General features: G+C 66.7%; 17 protein-coding genes and 1 tRNA gene. 10 read left to right on the forward strand and 8 right to left on the reverse strand.

The annotated features are described in order from the left end of the window. Nucleotides 1-29: 29 nt before the first annotated feature. On the reverse strand, nucleotides 30-614 hold the full coding sequence (locus tag SR870_RS23985; RefSeq protein ID WP_322515986.1) for a L,D-transpeptidase: 585 nt from the start codon (nucleotides 612-614) through the stop codon (nucleotides 30-32). Between the two features lie 182 nt (nucleotides 615-796). Between SR870_RS23985 and SR870_RS23990 the strand changes: the two genes are divergently transcribed. Both SR870_RS23990 and SR870_RS23995 read left to right on the forward strand, forming a co-directional pair. Continuing rightward, nucleotides 797-2,341, forward strand: coding sequence for an acetolactate synthase large subunit (locus tag SR870_RS23990; RefSeq protein ID WP_322515987.1), 1,545 nt, complete (start codon nucleotides 797-799; stop codon nucleotides 2,339-2,341). A gap of 101 nt (nucleotides 2,342-2,442) precedes the next feature. Next, nucleotides 2,443-2,877 carry a DUF5413 family protein gene (locus tag SR870_RS23995; protein WP_322515988.1) on the forward strand — a complete coding sequence of 145 codons (435 nt, stop codon included), beginning with the start codon at nucleotides 2,443-2,445 and terminating at the stop codon, nucleotides 2,875-2,877. A 21-nt stretch (nucleotides 2,878-2,898) separates the two neighbouring features. Here the strand turns inward: SR870_RS23995 and SR870_RS24000 are convergent, their stop codons facing one another. Further along, entirely contained in the window at nucleotides 2,899-3,216 is a 318-nt protein-coding gene (locus SR870_RS24000) for a hypothetical protein (RefSeq protein WP_322515989.1), read from the reverse strand. Between the two features lie 226 nt (nucleotides 3,217-3,442). Beyond that, nucleotides 3,443-4,144 carry a VIT family protein gene (locus SR870_RS24005; RefSeq protein WP_322515990.1) on the reverse strand — a complete coding sequence of 234 codons (702 nt, stop codon included), beginning with the start codon at nucleotides 4,142-4,144 and terminating at the stop codon, nucleotides 3,443-3,445. A gap of 295 nt (nucleotides 4,145-4,439) precedes the next feature. Between SR870_RS24005 and SR870_RS24010 the strand changes: the two genes are divergently transcribed. Continuing rightward, on the forward strand, nucleotides 4,440-4,604 hold the full coding sequence (locus SR870_RS24010) for a hypothetical protein (protein ID WP_322515991.1): 165 nt from the start codon (nucleotides 4,440-4,442) through the stop codon (nucleotides 4,602-4,604). A gap of 141 nt (nucleotides 4,605-4,745) precedes the next feature. Here SR870_RS24010 and SR870_RS24015 read toward each other — a convergent pair. From SR870_RS24015 to SR870_RS24025, 3 genes are all read right to left on the reverse strand, one after another. Then, nucleotides 4,746-4,820 (reverse strand) — tRNA-Val (locus SR870_RS24015). A 153-nt stretch (nucleotides 4,821-4,973) separates the two neighbouring features. Continuing rightward, nucleotides 4,974-6,209: a hypothetical protein gene (locus tag SR870_RS24020; RefSeq protein ID WP_322515992.1), complete on the reverse strand. Its 1,236-nt coding sequence runs from the start codon at nucleotides 6,207-6,209 to the stop codon at nucleotides 4,974-4,976. 255 nt (nucleotides 6,210-6,464) lie between these two features. Then, nucleotides 6,465-7,055, reverse strand: a complete 591-nt coding sequence (locus tag SR870_RS24025; protein WP_322515993.1) for a DUF1134 domain-containing protein — start codon at nucleotides 7,053-7,055, stop codon at nucleotides 6,465-6,467. 111 nt (nucleotides 7,056-7,166) lie between these two features. On the opposite strand from SR870_RS24025, the gene SR870_RS24030 reads away from it, so the two are divergent. Then, entirely contained in the window at nucleotides 7,167-7,673 is a 507-nt protein-coding gene (locus SR870_RS24030) for a YHS domain-containing (seleno)protein (protein WP_322515994.1), read from the forward strand. Nucleotides 7,674-7,697: 24 nt separating this feature from the next. Here SR870_RS24030 and SR870_RS24035 read toward each other — a convergent pair whose 3' ends face one another. Beyond that, entirely contained in the window at nucleotides 7,698-8,534 is an 837-nt protein-coding gene (locus tag SR870_RS24035; protein WP_322515995.1) for a 3'(2'),5'-bisphosphate nucleotidase CysQ, read from the reverse strand. 132 nt (nucleotides 8,535-8,666) lie between these two features. Here SR870_RS24035 and chpT point away from each other — a divergent pair, with 132 nt between their 5' ends. The 6 genes from chpT to SR870_RS24065 all read left to right on the forward strand — a co-directional run bounded on the left by chpT (nucleotide 8,667) and on the right by SR870_RS24065 (nucleotide 15,337). Then, nucleotides 8,667-9,320: a histidine phosphotransferase ChpT gene (gene chpT / locus SR870_RS24040; protein ID WP_322515996.1), complete on the forward strand. Its 654-nt coding sequence runs from the start codon at nucleotides 8,667-8,669 to the stop codon at nucleotides 9,318-9,320. 186 nt (nucleotides 9,321-9,506) lie between these two features. Beyond that, nucleotides 9,507-12,305 carry a hybrid sensor histidine kinase/response regulator gene (locus tag SR870_RS24045; RefSeq protein WP_322515997.1) on the forward strand — a complete coding sequence of 933 codons (2,799 nt, stop codon included), beginning with the start codon at nucleotides 9,507-9,509 and terminating at the stop codon, nucleotides 12,303-12,305. Nucleotides 12,306-12,331: 26 nt separating this feature from the next. After that, nucleotides 12,332-12,802, forward strand: coding sequence for a chemotaxis protein CheW (locus tag SR870_RS24050; protein ID WP_041798897.1), 471 nt, complete (start codon nucleotides 12,332-12,334; stop codon nucleotides 12,800-12,802). A 65-nt stretch (nucleotides 12,803-12,867) separates the two neighbouring features. Further along, nucleotides 12,868-13,233, forward strand: a complete 366-nt coding sequence (locus SR870_RS24055; protein ID WP_322515998.1) for a response regulator — start codon at nucleotides 12,868-12,870, stop codon at nucleotides 13,231-13,233. A 71-nt stretch (nucleotides 13,234-13,304) separates the two neighbouring features. Next, entirely contained in the window at nucleotides 13,305-14,468 is a 1,164-nt protein-coding gene (locus SR870_RS24060) for a chemotaxis response regulator protein-glutamate methylesterase (protein WP_322515999.1), read from the forward strand. Continuing rightward, nucleotides 14,465-15,337, forward strand: a complete 873-nt coding sequence (locus SR870_RS24065) for a protein-glutamate O-methyltransferase CheR (RefSeq protein WP_322516000.1) — start codon at nucleotides 14,465-14,467, stop codon at nucleotides 15,335-15,337. Before SR870_RS24060 ends, SR870_RS24065 begins: the two co-directional genes overlap by 4 nt. A 263-nt stretch (nucleotides 15,338-15,600) precedes the next feature. Here SR870_RS24065 and ctrA read toward each other — a convergent pair whose 3' ends face one another. Continuing rightward, on the reverse strand, nucleotides 15,601-16,302 hold the full coding sequence (gene ctrA / locus SR870_RS24070; protein ID WP_011442789.1) for a response regulator transcription factor CtrA: 702 nt from the start codon (nucleotides 16,300-16,302) through the stop codon (nucleotides 15,601-15,603). Nucleotides 16,303-16,607 lie beyond the last annotated feature (305 nt).

The raw sequence follows: 16,607 nt of genomic DNA on the forward strand, positions 1-16,607 counted from the left end.
CCCGCGCGGGCCCGGCGCACGCGATCGTGTCAGTTCTTGACGACGACCTTGGTGCCGACGCGGACGCGCTCGTAGAGATCGACGACGTCCTCGTTAGTCATCCGGAAACAGCCGGACGATACCGCCTGGCCGATCGTCTCCGGCTCGTTGGAGCCGTGGATGCGGTACAGCGTCGAACCGAGATACATCGCCCGCGCGCCGAGCGGATTGTCCTCGCCGCCGGCCATGTGGCGCGGCAGGTCGGGGCGCCGGCGCAACATCTGCGCCGGCGGCGTCCAACTCGGCCATTCCTTCTTCGCGGTGATGCGGTGGGTGCCCGCCCAGCGGAAGCCGTCGCGGCCCACGCCGATGCCATAGCGCAGCGCGGTTCCGTCGGCGCCGACCAGATAAAGCCGCCGTTCCGAGGTGCTGATCACGATGGTTCCGGGCGCATAATTGCCCATGAACTGGACACGCTCGCGCGGCACCGGGCTCACGCCGGAGGAGCCGGAGCGGAAGAACGGCCCGAAGCCCATCACCTCGCGCAGGTCCATCTCCTGCGCGGGCGCCTGGGAGATTCCGGCTGCGGCAAAAGCGGCGGCGAAGGCGAACAGGCGAACAGCGGAAGCGATCATCGATGAACCTCGCAATCGTCAGAATGTTACCCGAGACAGGCCACAATCATAGCCCGGGCGCAAGCTGTCCGGGCAGCGCGCATTGTCGCCTCGCGCAATTCTGATCCGCGCCGTGGCCCTTTGACGAAACCACGGAACAATGATTGATCGGTCGAAGAAACGCTACAACCGGGAGAGACGCGATGAATGGTGCCGAAAGTCTGGTGCGGACGCTGGTCCATGGCGGCGTGGACGTCTGTTTCGCCAACCCCGGCACCTCGGAGATGCACTTCGTCGCCGCGCTCGATCGAGTCGAGGGCATGCGCTGCGTGCTCGGCCTGTTCGAGGGCGTGGTCACCGGCGCCGCCGACGGCTATTTCCGGATGAAGCGCACGCCCGCCTCGACGCTGCTGCATCTCGGCCCCGGCCTCGCCAACGGCCTCGCCAATCTGCACAACGCCAAGAAGGCGAGTTCCGGCATCGTCAATATCGTCGGCCAGCACGCCACCTACCACATCGACTACAACGCGCCGCTGACCTCGGACATCGAAGGCCTGGCGCGGCCGATGTCGTCCTGGGTCCGCACCTCGCCGGACGCGCAATCGGTGGCGCGCGACGGCGCTGCCGCGATCGCCGCGGCCAAGAGCGCGCCGCCGCAGATCGCCACGCTGATTCTGCCGGCCGACACCGCCTGGGGAGAGGCCGACGGCATCGCCGACGTGCCGAACGATTCCCAGCGCCCGAGCTACTCGCCGCACGCGGTCGAGGCCGCCGCGCGCGTGCTGCGCTCGGGCGAGCCGACGCTGCTGCTGATGACCGGCGGGGCGCTGACCGAACACGGCCTCGACCTCGCCGCGCGGATCGCCGGCAAGACCGGCTGCAAGGTGATGGGCCAGACCTACAACCCGCGAATGGCGCGCGGCCGCGGCCGCTACTCGATCGAGCGGATTCCCTATGTGATCGAGGCCGCGCTGCCGATCCTGAAGGATTTCCGCCACATCGTGCTGGTCGAGGCCAATGATCCGGTGGCGTTCTTCGCCTATCCGAACAAGCCGAGCCTGCTGAAGCCCGAAGGCTGCGAGGTGCATCGCATGACTGAGGGCGGCGAGAATTCGGTCGCGGCGCTCGAAGCGCTGGCCGGCGCGCTCGGTGCCAAAGCGCAGGACGCGCAGCCGCAGAAACTCGTCGAGATCGCGCGGCCGAGCGGCGCGCTCACACATGCCTCGATCGCGATGGCGATCGCCATGGCGATTCCGGAAAACGCCATCGTGATCGACGAATCGATCACCACCGGCCGCGGCTTCTTCCCGCCGACGGCGGCGGCCCCGCCGCACGACTGGCTGCAGAACATGGGAGGCTCGATCGGCTTCTCGCCGCCGGTCGCGGTCGGCGCCGCGGTGGCGTGTCCGGACCGCAAGGTGATCTGCATGGTCGGCGACGGCAGCGCGATGTACACGCTGCAGGCGCTGTGGACCCAGGCGCGCGAAAATCTCGACGTCACAACCGTGGTGTTCGCCAACCGCAAATATCAGATCCTGCGCGGCGAATTCGACGGAGTCGGCGCCGGCGAGCCGGGCCAGCGCGCGCAGGACATGCTGTCGCTGGATCGGCCGAACCTCGACTGGGTGTCGCTGGCCAAGGGCATGGGCGTGCCGGCCCGCGCCGTGACCAGCGCCGATGAACTCAACAAGGCGCTCGACGCCGGCGTCGCCGGCAGCGGTCCGAATTTGATCGAAGTGCAGATGTAACCGGCGCGCCTGCGCGGCCACGACCGGCGAACCGGTTGTCGAAACGCCGCGTTCTGCGTAGCGTGGGCTGCGGCGGCGCGTTTGCCGCCGGTGGAGCAGGCATGAAGCGATATCTGATTTTCGGCGCGCTCGGTCCGTTCGTCGGCGGATTGCTTCTGCTGTTCGCGACCAGCTATCTGTCCGGCTATTGGGCGCACACCGATCTGATGGAGCTGAAGAAGTTCGTCGTCGTCCTGTTCAGGTCGCTGCAATACAGCTACCTGTTCGGACTGCTTCCGGCGCTGATCATGGCTGCGATCGACGAGATCATCTGCCACATTCGCCCGATCGGCCCGCGGGTGCGGATGCTGATCGTCGGCCTGATCGGCTTCGCCGCCACCGCGTTCCTGTATTCCAACCGCGGCGCCGACGCCGGCTCGCTGCAACTGGTGCTGTACGGCATGGTCGGCCTGGTGCCGGCGATGCTGTCGTCCTGGCTCGCCGAACGATTCTGTCCGCCGGTCGTCACGAAGACGACGGGGCAGGCGTCGACATAGCGCGCGAGCAACTCCTCAGGCTCAGCCGCGCGCGGCGGCGCTGCCCCAATCGCTCAGGCTTTCGATCGCATCGTCCTGCAGCGCGGTGTCGATCTTGTCCTTCAGTTCGGCATGGCGATCGCGCGCCGCTTCGAATTCGGCATGGCTCATCGCGCCGCGATGCGACCGGATCTGCGGATCGAGCCGCAGGAATTCCTCGGTCTCCGCGGGCGACAGCCCGGCGATCACGGTGACGCCGCGCGAATCCTTGATCAGCGCGCGCATCTGCTCCAGCCATTGCCGCAGCGCGGTCTCCTGCTCGAGCAAGCCGATGATTTTCTGTTCGAGGGTATGAGCCATGGTCCTTCGCCTCCCGCCGATGGTCTGCTGAGCCATCTGCCAAGTCGCCTAACCGACCGCTGCGGCCGCCGCTTTGTGCCGGATCAATTGCTGCGGTGCGCCGGTGTGCGGCCGATTGGCGCGAATGCGAGCGAGGGGCAGAAGTGGAGGGAGCAGTGCCGAATGGTGGCCTCTCGCGCTGAAAGTGAAGGGCGGGCGCTCGACGGCAGAGGGCTTGCCGGAAATCCTACAGGATTGCGCCGAACAGCTTGCCGATACCGGCCGTGAGTCCCAGCGCCAGCGCACCCCAGAACGTCACGCGGATCGTGGCGCGCGGGATGGTGGCGCCGCCCGCCTTGGCGCCGACGGCGCCGAGGATGGCGAGAAAGCCGAGTGAAGCGGCCGATGTCAGAGGGATCAGCAGGTTCGCAGGCGAGATGATCACCATCAGCAGCGGCATCGCGGCGCCGACCGTGAAGGTCAGCGCCGAGGTGAGGGCGGCCTGCACCGGCCGGGCCGTCGTCGTCTGCGTGATGCCGAGTTCGTCCCGCGCATGCGCGCCGAGCGCATCCGACTTCATCAATTGCGCGGCCACCTGCCGGGCCAGCGTCCGGTCGACGCCCCGCTTGACGTAGATCTCGGCGAGTTCGTCGAGCTCTCCGTCGGGGTCGTCGCGCAATTCGCGGGCCTCGCGCCGAAGGTCGGCGTTCTCGGTGTCGGATTGCGAACTCACCGAGACGTATTCGCCCGCGGCCATCGACATCGCGCCGGCCACAAGTCCGGCGACACCGGCAATCAGCACGTCGTTCTGATGCGCCGCGGCTGCGGCGACGCCGACGATCAGGCTCGCTGTCGAAATAATCCCGTCATTGGCGCCCAGCACCGCTGCGCGCAGCCATCCGATCCGATTGACGAGGTGGATCTCCTTGGGCCGGACCGATCGAATCACCACGCGTCTCCGGAATGGATGCAAGATCGGGACTCGCCGACGAGCCGACAGCACTGTCTGAATGCGATTCTGTGCGGCGGTGCAACGAATCTGATCGCGACGGTGCGCCGTCGTGTTTCGATCCTGCGCGCCCGGGCGATCGGTGACCCTCGTTTCGCTTCTGCGATCAACAGGCCTGAGATTTACAGCCTGACAAGCCGGGGGATTCCGAGGAGCGCGCTCTGGCTGGAAACCGGCCGGCGTGGGACAACGCAGGGGCGCGAGGCAAGCCTGCCGCCAATGGATGGATGGACCGATGAACGACCACAAACACGATCGAGAAACGCCGGCTGCGGACGGGCGCGACTGGAGGCGGATCCACCATTCGCCGGCTTTCTGGATCGGCATCGTGCTCTGCCTGGCCGCCATCGCCGTCTATCTCTGGTCCGACGACCTGTCATGGCGCCCCAGCGGGCAATAACCGGCTCCATCAACGTGGCGTCCGTGGCTGTATCCAATGCCCGTGCCGGCGACGCGAGCCACACCGCCGAAAAACGGCAGTGCTTTCCCGCGCGCTGGATCGCGTTTGGTGCCGAGGGAGTCTGCGATACGTCAGAATTGATGGTGGGCGCACAAGGGATCGAACCTTGGACCTCTCCCGTGTGAAGGGAACGCTCTCCCGCTGAGCTATGCGCCCGGGACCGATCGGAACGGGCCGCGAGGCGGCCGGTCGTGGTGATCGTTGATCGGGCGATTTACGGAGTGCGGGGCGGGGGTGTCAAGCGCCAAGCCCGGGATTTGCGGCCGGGTTCACCCATTTGCCGCGGTCGCGGCGGCGATGCCGCGGCCCTCAGCCGATCTGCCGGGCGCGCGAGGCGTGCGACTGCAGCGCGCGGATGCGTTCGGCCAGCGTGCCGCCGGCGACCGCCGGAGCGGCGGGCGTCTCGGCGCCGTTGCGGGGGGACGCCGCGGACGGGGCCGCCTTGGATGCGGCGGCGGCGGGCGACGGCGCGCTCTGGCCGGCCAGAATGGCTTCGATCGGCGAATCCGGGCCTTCCAGCGTGATCGCGAGCTTGGCGACTTCGGCGGCGATGTCGTTGATGCGCTCGCGCAGCAGCGCGTTCTCCATCCGCTCGGTTGCCCAGGTGCTCTCGGTCTGCTGCTGGATCGCGGCCAGCTCGCGCTGCGCCTTGGCGCGTTCGTCGCGGGCGATGCGCAATTGCTCTTCCAGCGCGGCCTTCTCGTCGCGCAGCCGGGCGAGGTCGGGCGACGCAGCAGCTTTGCCCGTGCCCTTGGCGGTGGTGCCGGCGGCGGCGCGCAGCTCGGCGTTCTCGGCCTCGAGCGCGGCGACGCGGCTGCCGAGCAGCTCGGCTTCCTTGACCTGCGCCAGCAATTGCCGGTCGAGGTCGGCGACGCGCTGGCTGAGATTGTCGACGCGCGCGCGGGCGTCCTCGAGCTCGCGGGTGGCGCTGGCGGATTCGCCGCGCTGGGCTTCGAGCCGCGTCTGCGTCGCGGCGTATTCCTTCTCGGCTTCGCCGACACGGGCGCGCAGTTCCTCGATCTGGGTGCGCACGGCGACCAGCTCGATCTGCCGCGTATCGGCGAGCATCGAGCGGTCCGCCAACGCGCTGTTGATCTGCGCCAGCTCGGCCTGCTTCTCGGTCAGCGCCGTCTCGGCGCTGCGCAGCGCCTGGGTTTTGGCGGCGAACTCCTCTTCGGTGGTGCGGAGCTGCTCTTTCACCGCCTTCTCGCGCGCCTCCAGCGTGAAGATCGCCTCGTTCTTCTCGGCGAGCTCGACCTTGAGGCGGTTGACCGCGTCGCTCTTGCGCCCGAGTTCGGCGAGCTGGCTGGTGGTCTTGTTCCTGAGCTGGTCGACGCTCATCTCCAGCCGCCGCGCCGACATCGCGAATTCGGCGCGGAGCTGGTCCTTGTCGGCCTGGATTTCGGCCATCGACAGCGGCGTCGCCGCCTCCAGCCGCTTGGTGGTCAGCCGCACCGCGCGATTGTGCACCAACGGCGCAATCATCAGCGCGAGCAGCATCGCCACCAGAAAGCCGATCGCCAGATACATGATCTGCTCGACCATGAAAGTCTCCTACCCGAGGAATTCCGAGCGCCCACGCTCCGCGATCCGGCCGGAATGGCGGATCGCGCCTGCGCGACGTCTGATGCGAGCCGATGGTGCGGCGTGCCGTTGCCTGAACATTGGTCCCGGCAAACGTCACCGTCCGGCCGGAAATCTCCAGCCCGCACAATGCCACGGAGCGGCGCCGCTGCGCCAGAGCGTTGCGGCGTTAACGTGAATCCCGGCGGGGGATGGCTGCCTGATCGGCAGCCCGGATCAGAATGGATTCCAGGTCGCGGTCGGGGTGAACTTCAGATAGCCGATATTGGCGCCCAGCCGCAGTCCGATGCCGGACTGGATCGGCACCAGCACGATGTTGTTCGCCGTCAGCGCCGTCATGCCGAAGCCGCCGACCACATAGGCCGAGCCGTCGATGCCGCCGAAGCGCTGGTAGATCGCGTTGGTGGAAGGAAGGTTGTAGACCAGCGTCATGGTCCGGGCGCCGTTGCCGCCCCAGTCGAAGCCGACCGAAGGACCCTGCCAGTACACCCGCAGATCGCCCGCGTTCTTGGTATACAGCGTGCCCTCGCCATAGCGCAGGCCGGCGACGAAGGCGCCGGAGCCTTCCTCGCCCAGCACGTAGCCGTTCGGCAGGCCCCATTGGCTGACTGCGCGCTCGATCACCGAGGCGAGGCCGCGAGACACATTGCCGAAGAAGCGGTGGCCGGCATTGGTCAGCTCTTCCGGTCCATAGGTAGCCGGGCCCGGACCAGCCTTGGGCGGCAACTGCTGCTGCGCCGATGCCGGCACGATGAGGGCCGCCGACGCAATCAGCGCCAGCGCGGCACGACGTGAAACGATGGTCATCAAACTCACCCCTGGGTCTCAAATCCCCGACGCCGCCTTAACCGGATGCTGACCTGCACCCTCTTACTGTGGCGCCTCTGCCCCGCGACTCGGACGTTATCGGTTTCAACTATGACGGCACAACGGCAGGAAGGAAACGCGCTGCGCCTCGGTTTTGCCACGATCGGGCTGGCCGCGTTGCTGCTATGTCCCACGGGCCCCACGGCGCGCGCGGAGGGGGCCACTACCGAACGGATCGTGGTCGATCGGCACACCGGGCTGGCGATCGACGGCTTCGATCCGGTGGCCTATTTCGCCGACGGCGCGGCCCGGGTCGGGGCTGCCGATTTCGAGGCTTCGGCCGCTGGAGCGATCTGGCGGTTCCGCAACGCCTCGAACAGGGCGGCCTTCGTCGGCCACCCCGAGATCTACGCGCCGCAGTTCGGCGGTTATGATCCCGTCGGCGTCGCGCGCGGGGTGCCGTTGCAGGGCAATGCGAGGATCTGGCTGGTCGCCGGCCAGCGGCTGTATTTGTTCAGCCGCGAGGACGATCGGGACGCCTTCGCGGCCGCGCCGGAGCGCATCCTGGCACGGGCCCGGGCGCAATGGCCCGGGCTGATCGCCACAATGGCCGAATAGCGGGCCTGCCGCCGCAGCGTCTCGTCAGGACGCGGCCCGGGCGTCGCCCCAGGCGATGAACTCCGGCACGATGAAGTTCGGCCGCGGCTCGTCGAACCGCAGCGGCCCGCCGCTGCTGTCGGTCAGCTCGCCGCCGGCGGCGATCACCACTGCGGCGCCTGCAGCGATGTCCCATTCGCAGGTCGGTGACAGCCGCGGATAGATGTCGGCCTCGCCGTCGGCGATCCGGCAGAATTTCAGCGCCGATCCCATCCGCGCGTGCACGCCGCCCGGCCGGTCGGCGATGAAAGCCAACGTGCGTTCGTCGAGATGCAGCCGGCTGATCGCCACGATCCACGGCGCGCCATCGGCAGGCATCGGCCGCGTGTGGATCGGCGTCGCAGCGTAGCCCGAGCCGTCGGCGGCGATCGCAAGCCGCTCGGCGCCGTGGCCGACCAGGCCGCGCCACACCAGCCCGAGCGCCGGCGCGCCGACGATGCCGAGCAGCGGCTTGCCGTCGGTCACCAGCGCCAGATTGACGGTGAATTCGTCGCGCCCGGCGACGTATTCCTTGGTGCCGTCGAGCGGGTCGACCAGGAAGAAGCTCCCCGAGCTCGGCCGGCCGAGGCCGCAGCGCTCTTCCGACAGCGCCGGCACGTCGGGCGCGATCTGCTTCAGCCCTTCGGCGATGATCCGGTCGGCGGCGAGGTCGGCGGTGGTCACCGGCGAGCCGTCCGGCTTGTGCTCGACCGGGTCGGAACGGTCGGTGGCCAGAATCGCGGCTCCGGCGCGCAGCACCAGCTCGGTCAATGGCTGCATCAAAGCGATGGCGTCGTTATGCGAAATCAAAGGTCCCGTACCGAACGCCTGGCCCTTACCCATCAACCTGTCTTCCTCCGTCTGGCCGGTTGTCCCGGTCCCTCTGTTGGCAGCGCAACCGGCCGCAGTGTATCAAGCCATTCAGCATGGCTGATTCGTCTTGAACGAGCCGCGCGATTTCCGAGGAGCAGACAGATGTCCGGCAATCCCCCTTCCGTCCAGGCCCCCGCTCCGGACGCGCTCGAACTGGCGGCGCTGCTGTGTTCGCGGGTCTGTCATGATCTCATCAGCCCGGTCGGGGCGATCGTCAATGGTCTCGAAGTGCTGGACGACAGTTCCAAGCAGGAAGATCGCGATTTTGCCCTCGATCTGATCCGCAAGAGCGCCCGGACCGCGTCCGCGCGGCTGCAGTTCTGCCGGCTGGCGTTCGGCGCCGCCGGCTCCGCCGGCGCCCAGATCGACCTCGGCGACGCCCAGAACATGGCCCGCGGCCATCTCGAGGACGAGAAGACCAAGCTCGCCTGGAATCTGCCGCGGGTGCTGCTGGCGAAGAACCGCGTGAAGCTCCTGCTCAACATGCTGATCATCGCGCAGCAGACGATTCCGCGCGGCGGTACTCTGACGGTCGAGCCGGTCGGCGAGGGCGAGCATCTCTCGTTTCGCGTGGTGGCTGCGGGCCTCAACGCGCGGATGCCGCAGAACATCGTCGAAATGCTCAGCGGCAGTCACGCCGGTCCGGTCGAGTCGCACGGCGTGCAGCCGTACTACACGCGCCTTCTGGCCCAGTCCTGCGGGCTCGACGTGACGCTTGCGCCAGAGGGTGAGACCATGGTCGTCGGCGCCATCTGAGCGCGGGCGTCGATGGTAAAGGCGGGGTTGCGACGGCCCGCCTAGTAGTCGTACGGGTTCGACTATTGATTTAATCAGACTCACCGGACTGGAATACGCAACCAATATTAAACGCTTTCCGCAGACAGTGGCCGCATCACTTCGGTCACGGCTGCTGCCGTGCGCCGCGCAAAGAGGCCAGCGCACATGGACGATCTTCTCCGTGAGTTTTTGACGGAAACCTTCGAAAGCCTGGATACGGTTGACAATCAACTGGTCCGCTTCGAGCAGGAGCCGAACAACGCGAAGATACTGGATAACATCTTCAGGCTCGTTCACACCATCAAGGGCACCTGCGGGTTCCTTGGCCTGCCGCGACTGGAAGCGCTGGCGCATGCGGCCGAAACGTTGATGGGCAAATTCCGCGACGGCATGCCGGTAACCGGTGAGGCCGTGACGCTGATCCTGACCACGATCGACCGCATCAAGGACATTCTCGGCGGGCTGGAAGCCACCGAGGCCGAGCCCGAGGGCGAAGACGGCGACCTGATCGGCGAGCTCGAACGATTGTCGATGCGCACGCCGGAGGAGATCGCCGCCGAGCTGGGCGGCGCTGCGCCGGTCGCCGAAGCCGCACCGGAGGAAGCCGCACCGGCCGAGCCGGCTGTGGTCGAGCCGGTGGTGGCGGAAGGTTCGCTGGTGCCGCAGACGCTGGAGCGCCCGTTGCGCCCGGGCGAAGTGTCGCTCGACGAGCTGGAGCGCGCTTTCCGGGAAACCGCGATCGAGATCGCGTCGCCGCCGCTGGCGCCGGTCGCAAGCGAAGCCGAGACGCCTGCCCCCGCCGCGCCGGTCGTCGAGGCCGCCAAGCCGGCGCCGAAGCCCGCCGCAAAGGCCCCGAAGAAGAACGCCGATCAGGAGGCGCCCGCGGAGGGTGACCGGATCGCCAACCAGTCGATCCGGGTCAACGTCGACACGCTCGAACACCTGATGACCATGGTGTCCGAGCTGGTGCTGACCCGAAACCAGTTGCTCGAGATCAGCCGCCGCCACGAGGACACCGAGTTCAAGGTGCCGCTGCAGCGGCTCTCCACCGTCACTGCCGAGCTGCAGGACGGCGTGATGAAGACCCGGATGCAGCCGATCGGCAACGCCTGGCAGAAGCTGCCGCGTATCGTGCGCGACCTCGCTGCCGAACTCGGCAAGCAGATCGAACTCGAGATGCACGGTGCCGACACCGAGCTCGACCGCCAGGTGCTCGACCTGATCAAGGATCCGCTCACCCACATGGTGCGCAACTCCGCCGACCACGGCCTGGAGCGCCCCGAGGACCGCGTCCGCAACGGCAAGCCCGAGCAGGGCACCATCCGTCTGTCCGCCTATCACGAAGGCGGCCACATCGTGATCTGCATCGCCGACAACGGCCGCGGGCTCGACACCGAGCGGATCAAGGCCAAGGCGCTCGCCAACGGCCTGGTCACCGAAGCCGAAGTCGAGAAGATGACCGAGGCGCAGATTCACAAATTCATCTTCGCGCCCGGCTTCTCGACGGCCGCCGCGATCACCAGCGTGTCCGGCCGCGGCGTCGGCATGGACGTGGTGCGCACCAACATCGATCAGATCGGCGGCACCATCGAGATCAAGTCGGTGGCCGGCGAGGGCTCCAGCGTCACCATCAAGATTCCGCTGACGCTGGCGATCGTCTCGGCGCTGATCGTCGAGGCCGGCGGCGACCGCTTCGCGATCCCGCAGCTCGCGGTGGTCGAGCTGGTGCGCGCGCGGGCCAATTCCGAGCACCGCATCGAGCGCATCAAGGACACCCCGGTGCTGCGGCTGCGCGACAAGCTGCTGCCGCTGATGCACCTGAAGAAACTGCTGCACATCGACGACGGCACCGCCTCGACCGAACCCGAGAACGGCTTCATCGTGGTGACGCAGGTCGGCAGCCAGACCTTCGGCATCGTCGTCGACGGCGTGTTCCACACCGAGGAAATCGTCGTCAAGCCGATGTCGACCAAGCTGCGCCACATCGGCATGTTCTCCGGCAACACCATCCTGGGCGACGGCGCGGTGATCATGATCGTCGATCCGAACGGAATCGCGCAGGCGCTCGGCACCTCGGTGTCGGCACAGCACGATCTGGCGGAGCAGAGCGCGGCGACGCGCGCGGCCTCGACCGAGCAGCTCACCTCGCTGCTGGTGTTCCGCTCCGGCTCTCCGCAGCCGAAGGCGGTGCCGCTGTCGCTGGTCACGCGTCTCGAAGAGATTGCCGCCGACAAGATCGAATCCTCGAACGGCCGCTACATGGTGCAGTACCGCGACCAACTGATGCCGCTGGTGCTGATGGAGGGCGTCGAGGTCGCGAGCACGGGCGTGCAGCCGATCCTGGTGTTCGCCGACGACGATCGCAGCATGGGTCTCGTGGTCGACGAGATCGTCGACATCGTCGAGGAGCATCTGCAGATCCAGGTCGGCTCCAGCCGCGAGGGCATTCTCGGCTCGGCCGTGATCAAGGGGCTGGCGACGGAAGTCATCGATGTCGCCCACTTCCTGCCGATGGCGTTCTCCGACTGGCTCTCCCGCAAGGAGATGAAGCAGTCGATCGCCAGCCGCTCCGTGCTGCTGGTCGACGACTCCGCGTTCTTCCGCAACATGCTCGGTCCGGTGCTGAAGGCGGCCGGCTACAAGGTTCGGCTGGCGACCTCGGCGGTCGAAGGGCTGTCGGTGCTGCGTAGCGGCGCCAATTTCGACGTGATCCTGACCGACATCGAGATGCCGGAAATGAACGGCTTCGAGTTCGCCGAGGCGATCCGCGCCGATACCAAGCTGGCCCCGACCCCGGTGATCGCGTTGTCGTCGCTGGTGTCGCCGGCGGCGATCGAGCGCGGACGTCAGGCCGGCCTCACCGACTACGTCGCCAAATTCGATCGCCCGGGCCTGATCGCGGCGCTGAAGGAGCAGACCGCGAGCATCGAGCCGGTCGAGGCTTTGCAGCAGCAGGCGGCGTGATGGATATCCAGGAAGGACACCACAGCATGAACCGGCAGGTCGATGCCATCAGCGGCAACACCACCCAATTCGCCACGGCGATGATCGGCGGACAGCTTTTCGGGCTGCCGATCTCGCGGGTCCAGGACGTGTTCATGCCGGAACGGCTGACGCGGGTGCCGCTGGCGCCCGACGACGTCGCCGGCGTGCTCAATCTCCGCGGCCGCATCGTCACCGCGATCGACATGCGCACCCGTCTCGGCCTGCCGCGGATCGACGACGGCAAGCCGCCGATGGCGATGGGCGTCGATCTGCGCGGCGAATCCTACGGCCTGCTGATCGATACGATCGGCGAGGTGCTGACGCTTCCCGACGAGGGCCGCGAGGTCAATCCGGTCAACCTCGATCCGCGGATGGCATCCTTCGCCAACGGCGTTCATCGTCTCGACGGCCAGTTGATGGTCGTTCTCGACGTCGACAAGGTTCTCGAAATCGCGAACGCGCGGATGGCCGCGTAACCTCGCGATGGCTTCGGCCGCAACCATCGCCCGCCCATCCGGGCGGCGACTGATAGAGGCAGACAATGAAGACATGTTTGGTGGTCGACGATTCGAGCGTGATCCGAAAGGTCGCGCGACGCATTCTCGAAGGCCTCGAGTTCGAGATCGTCGAAGCTGAGGACGGCGAAAAGGCGCTCGAGCTTTGCAAGCAGGGGCTGCCGGACGCGGTGCTGCTCGACTGGAACATGCCGGTGATGGACGGCTACGAATTCCTGCGCAATCTGCGCCGGATGCCGGGCGGCGATCACCCGAAGGTGGTGTTCTGCACCACCGAGAACGACGTCGCGCACATCGCGCGGGCTCTGCACGCCGGCGCCAACGAGTACATCATGAAGCCGTTCGACAAGGACATCGTGACGGCGAAATTCCAGGAAGTCGGCCTGATCTGACGGGCTGCTCCGAAGGGTCGTCGACGCTGCGTCAATCGACGCAGCGGGTTGTGTAGTTGCGTCGGTGTGTGATGAGTGTAGCTTTGGCAGGAAGTCCGGCCATCAATTCGACGCAGTACGAACCGCTGCGGGTGATGGTCGTCGACGATTCGGTAGTCATTCGCGGGTTGATCTCGCGCTGGATCGAGGCCGAACCCGACATGGTCGTCGCGGCCTCGCTGCGCACCGGGCTCGACGCGGTCAACCAGGTCGAACGCATCAAGCCTGACGTCGCCGTGCTCGACATCGAGATGCCCGTGCTCGACGGCATCGCCGCATTGCCGCAACTGCTGGCCAAGAAGCGCGACCTCATCGTCATCATGGCGTCGACGCTGACGCGCCGCAACGCCGAGATCAGCTTCAAGGCGCTGTCGCTGGGCGCCGCCGACTACATCCCGAAGCCGGAGACGACGCGCGAGTCCGCGGGTGCCGACGTTTTCAGGCACGATCTGCTGCAGAAGATCCGCCATCTCGGCGGTAAGGTGCGGCGCAAGGCCCCGGCGCCGGGGTCCGCCGCGCCGGTGGTGGTTCGCGCCCGCGAGCCGGCCGCGCCGGTCGTGCAGACCGTCGCCAGCCAGGCCGCGCTGGTGAAGCGTTCGTTCGGCCCGACGGCGCCGCGCGTGCTCCTGATCGGGTCCTCGACCGGCGGGCCGCAGGCGCTGATGTCGCTGGTCGCCGAGATCGGGCCGGTCATCGACCGTTTTCCGGTGCTGATCACCCAACACATGCCGCCGACTTTCACGACCATTCTGGCCGAACATCTGATGCGCGCCGCGAGGCGGCCGGCGCACGAGGGCGTCGACGGCGAACTGATCAAGCCGGGCAGGATCTATCTGGCTCCCGGCGGTCGTCACATGCGCGTGGCCCGCCAAGGCGGGCAGCCTGCGATCGCGCTCGACGACGGTCCGGCGGTGAATTTCTGCAAACCCGCGGTCGACCCGCTGTTCAGCTCGGCGATCGACGTCTGGCAGGGCGCGATCATGGCGGTGGTGCTGACCGGCATGGGGTCGGACGGCATGCGCGGCGGCAAGGACATCGTCGCGGCCGGCGGCAGCGTGATCGCACAGGACGAGGCGAGCAGCGTGGTGTGGGGCATGCCCGGTGCGGCGGCGAACGCCGGCATCTGCGCCGCCGTGCTACCGCTCAATCAGATCGGGCCGAAACTGGTACGGTTGTTTTCAGGAGATCGGTCGTGACGCCGTTGGACTATGAGTATCTGCGCAAGGCGTTGAAGGACCGGTCCGGGCTCGATCTGTCGCTCGACAAGCAATATCTGGTGGAAAGCCGGCTGCTGCCGCTGGCGCGGCGGTACGGTCTCGCCGGCATCCCTGACCTCGTGCAGAAGATGAAGGGCGGCGCCGACAAGATCATCGCCGAAGTGGTCGAGGCGATGACCACCAACGAGACCTTCTTCTTCCGCGACAAGCTGCCGTTCGACCATCTGCGCGACGAGATCCTGCCGGCACTGCTGCAGGCCCGGGCCGGACGGCGATCCTTGCGGATCTGGTGTGCGGCGTCCTCGACCGGCCAGGAGCCGTATTCGATCGCGATGTGCCTGAAGGAGCTCGGGCCCGCCGTCGCCGGCTGGCGCTTCGAGATCGTCGCGACCGATCTGTCGCCCTCGGTGCTCGAGAAGTCGAAGTCCGGCCTGTTCACCCAGTTCGAGGTGCAGCGCGGCCTGCCGATCCAGCTCCTGGTGAAGTACTTCAAGCAGACCGGTGAGCTCTGGGAAGTCAGCCCCGAGCTGCGCGCGATGATCCAGCATCGCCAGTTCAACCTGCTGCAGGACTACGGCCAGCTCGGCATGTTCGACGTCATCTTCTGCCGCAACGTGCTGATCTATTTCGACCAGGCGACCAAGATCTCGATCTTCGAGCGGCTCGCCAAGCGGCTGGAGCCCGACGGCTATCTCGCGCTCGGCGCCGCCGAAACCGTGGTCGGCCTGACCGACGCGTTCAAGCCGCACGCCACCAGGCGCGGCATCTATCTGCCGAACACGGTCGCCAAGGCGCCGTCGATCGTGCCGGCCGCAAAGCCCGCCTGGGCCAGCGCCCGCGCCGGCTGAGCCGCGCTGCTACCTCTTCCGTCATTCCGGGGCGCCTGCGTAGCAGGCGAACCCGGAATCCCGCGGTTGTAAGGGGCGAAACTCGGAATGCCATGAACGTCGAGATTCCGGGTTCGCGCGCTGACGCGCGCGCCCCGGAATGACGTGTGCCACTTTCACGCCAAGACCTCTCACGCAGCGTCCCCCAAAAACAAAAACCCCGCCATTTGCGGCGGGGTTCAGTCGGGAGGTGAGCGCCTGACCGGGCGCTCCATGGAAGGCGATCAGGCCGGGATGCGGACGTCGTCTTCGGTCGGCTCGCGCAGCACGTAGCCGCGGCCCCAGACCGTCTCGATGAAGTTGCGGCCGTCCGAGGCGTTGGCGAGCTTCTTGCGCAGCTTGCAGATGAAGACGTCGATGATCTTCAGTTCCGGCTCGTCCATCCCGCCATAGAGATGGTTCAGGAACATTTCCTTGGTCAGTGTCGTGCCCTTGCGGAGCGAGAGCAGCTCCAGCATCTGATATTCCTTGCCGGTCAGATGCACGCGCTGGCCGCCGACTTCGACGGTCTTGGTGTCGAGATTGACGACGAGGTCGCCGGTCTGGATCACCGACTGGGCATGGCCCTTGGAGCGGCGGACGATGGCGTGGATGCGGGCGACCAGCTCGTCCTTGTGGAACGGCTTGGTCATGTAGTCGTCGGCGCCGACGCCGAGACCCTTCACCTTGTCCTCGATGCCGGCGAGGCCGGACAGGATCAGGATCGGGGTTTTGATCTTGGAAACGCGCAGCTGCTTGAGAACGTCGTAACCGGACATGTCCGGCAGGTTCAGATCGAGCAGGATGATGTCGTAGTCGTACAATTTGCCGAGGTCGACGCCTTCTTCACCGAGATCTGTCGTGTAGACATTGAAACTCTCGGATTTGAGCATCAATTCGATCGACTGCGCGGTCGCGCTGTCATCTTCAATCAGCAATACGCGCATGCCAGTCCCCTTATAGCGCCGCTCCGGGCGTCAGGCGTCCGCACTACCTGCGGCACTGGAAACGCCTCTGAACAACTGATTCGGATCCTGACAAGGTATGGTTAACAAATCCTGATTCTGGTCCGCAAGCTCTGTTCGTGCAATTTTTGCAGAATCGCCGTAAGATGTTGCGTGGAAGCAGTTTTTTGTTACCGGACCTCTTCAGGTTTCACATTAAGAGTCGGCGCCAACCGACTCCCGCGACTCGCACCTTCGTTCTGATGGGCAAGCGCGTTCAGCCACCAAAGACAGTGACGCAATGATTA

The sequence above is a fragment of the Rhodopseudomonas palustris genome, from assembly GCF_034479375.1.
Lineage (GTDB): Bacteria > Pseudomonadota > Alphaproteobacteria > Rhizobiales > Xanthobacteraceae > Rhodopseudomonas > Rhodopseudomonas palustris_M.

Coding starts and splice junctions, on each gene's coding strand:
- SR870_RS23985 (WP_322515986.1), bottom strand. CDS start 614: ATGATCGCTTCCGCTGTTCGCCTGTTCGCCTTCGCCGCCGCTTTTGCC.
- SR870_RS23990 (WP_322515987.1), top strand. CDS start 797: ATGAATGGTGCCGAAAGTCTGGTGCGGACGCTGGTCCATGGCGGCGTG.
- SR870_RS23995 (WP_322515988.1), top strand. CDS start 2,443: ATGAAGCGATATCTGATTTTCGGCGCGCTCGGTCCGTTCGTCGGCGGA.
- SR870_RS24000 (WP_322515989.1), bottom strand. CDS start 3,216: ATGGCTCATACCCTCGAACAGAAAATCATCGGCTTGCTCGAGCAGGAG.
- SR870_RS24010 (WP_322515991.1), top strand. CDS start 4,440: ATGAACGACCACAAACACGATCGAGAAACGCCGGCTGCGGACGGGCGC.
- SR870_RS24020 (WP_322515992.1), bottom strand. CDS start 6,209: ATGGTCGAGCAGATCATGTATCTGGCGATCGGCTTTCTGGTGGCGATG.
- SR870_RS24025 (WP_322515993.1), bottom strand. CDS start 7,055: ATGACCATCGTTTCACGTCGTGCCGCGCTGGCGCTGATTGCGTCGGCG.
- SR870_RS24030 (WP_322515994.1), top strand. CDS start 7,167: ATGACGGCACAACGGCAGGAAGGAAACGCGCTGCGCCTCGGTTTTGCC.
- SR870_RS24035 (WP_322515995.1), bottom strand. CDS start 8,534: ATGGGTAAGGGCCAGGCGTTCGGTACGGGACCTTTGATTTCGCATAAC.
- chpT (WP_322515996.1), top strand. CDS start 8,667: ATGTCCGGCAATCCCCCTTCCGTCCAGGCCCCCGCTCCGGACGCGCTC.
- SR870_RS24045 (WP_322515997.1), top strand. CDS start 9,507: ATGGACGATCTTCTCCGTGAGTTTTTGACGGAAACCTTCGAAAGCCTG.
- SR870_RS24050 (WP_041798897.1), top strand. CDS start 12,332: ATGAACCGGCAGGTCGATGCCATCAGCGGCAACACCACCCAATTCGCC.
- SR870_RS24055 (WP_322515998.1), top strand. CDS start 12,868: ATGAAGACATGTTTGGTGGTCGACGATTCGAGCGTGATCCGAAAGGTC.
- SR870_RS24060 (WP_322515999.1), top strand. CDS start 13,305: ATGAGTGTAGCTTTGGCAGGAAGTCCGGCCATCAATTCGACGCAGTAC.
- ctrA (WP_011442789.1), bottom strand. CDS start 16,302: ATGCGCGTATTGCTGATTGAAGATGACAGCGCGACCGCGCAGTCGATC.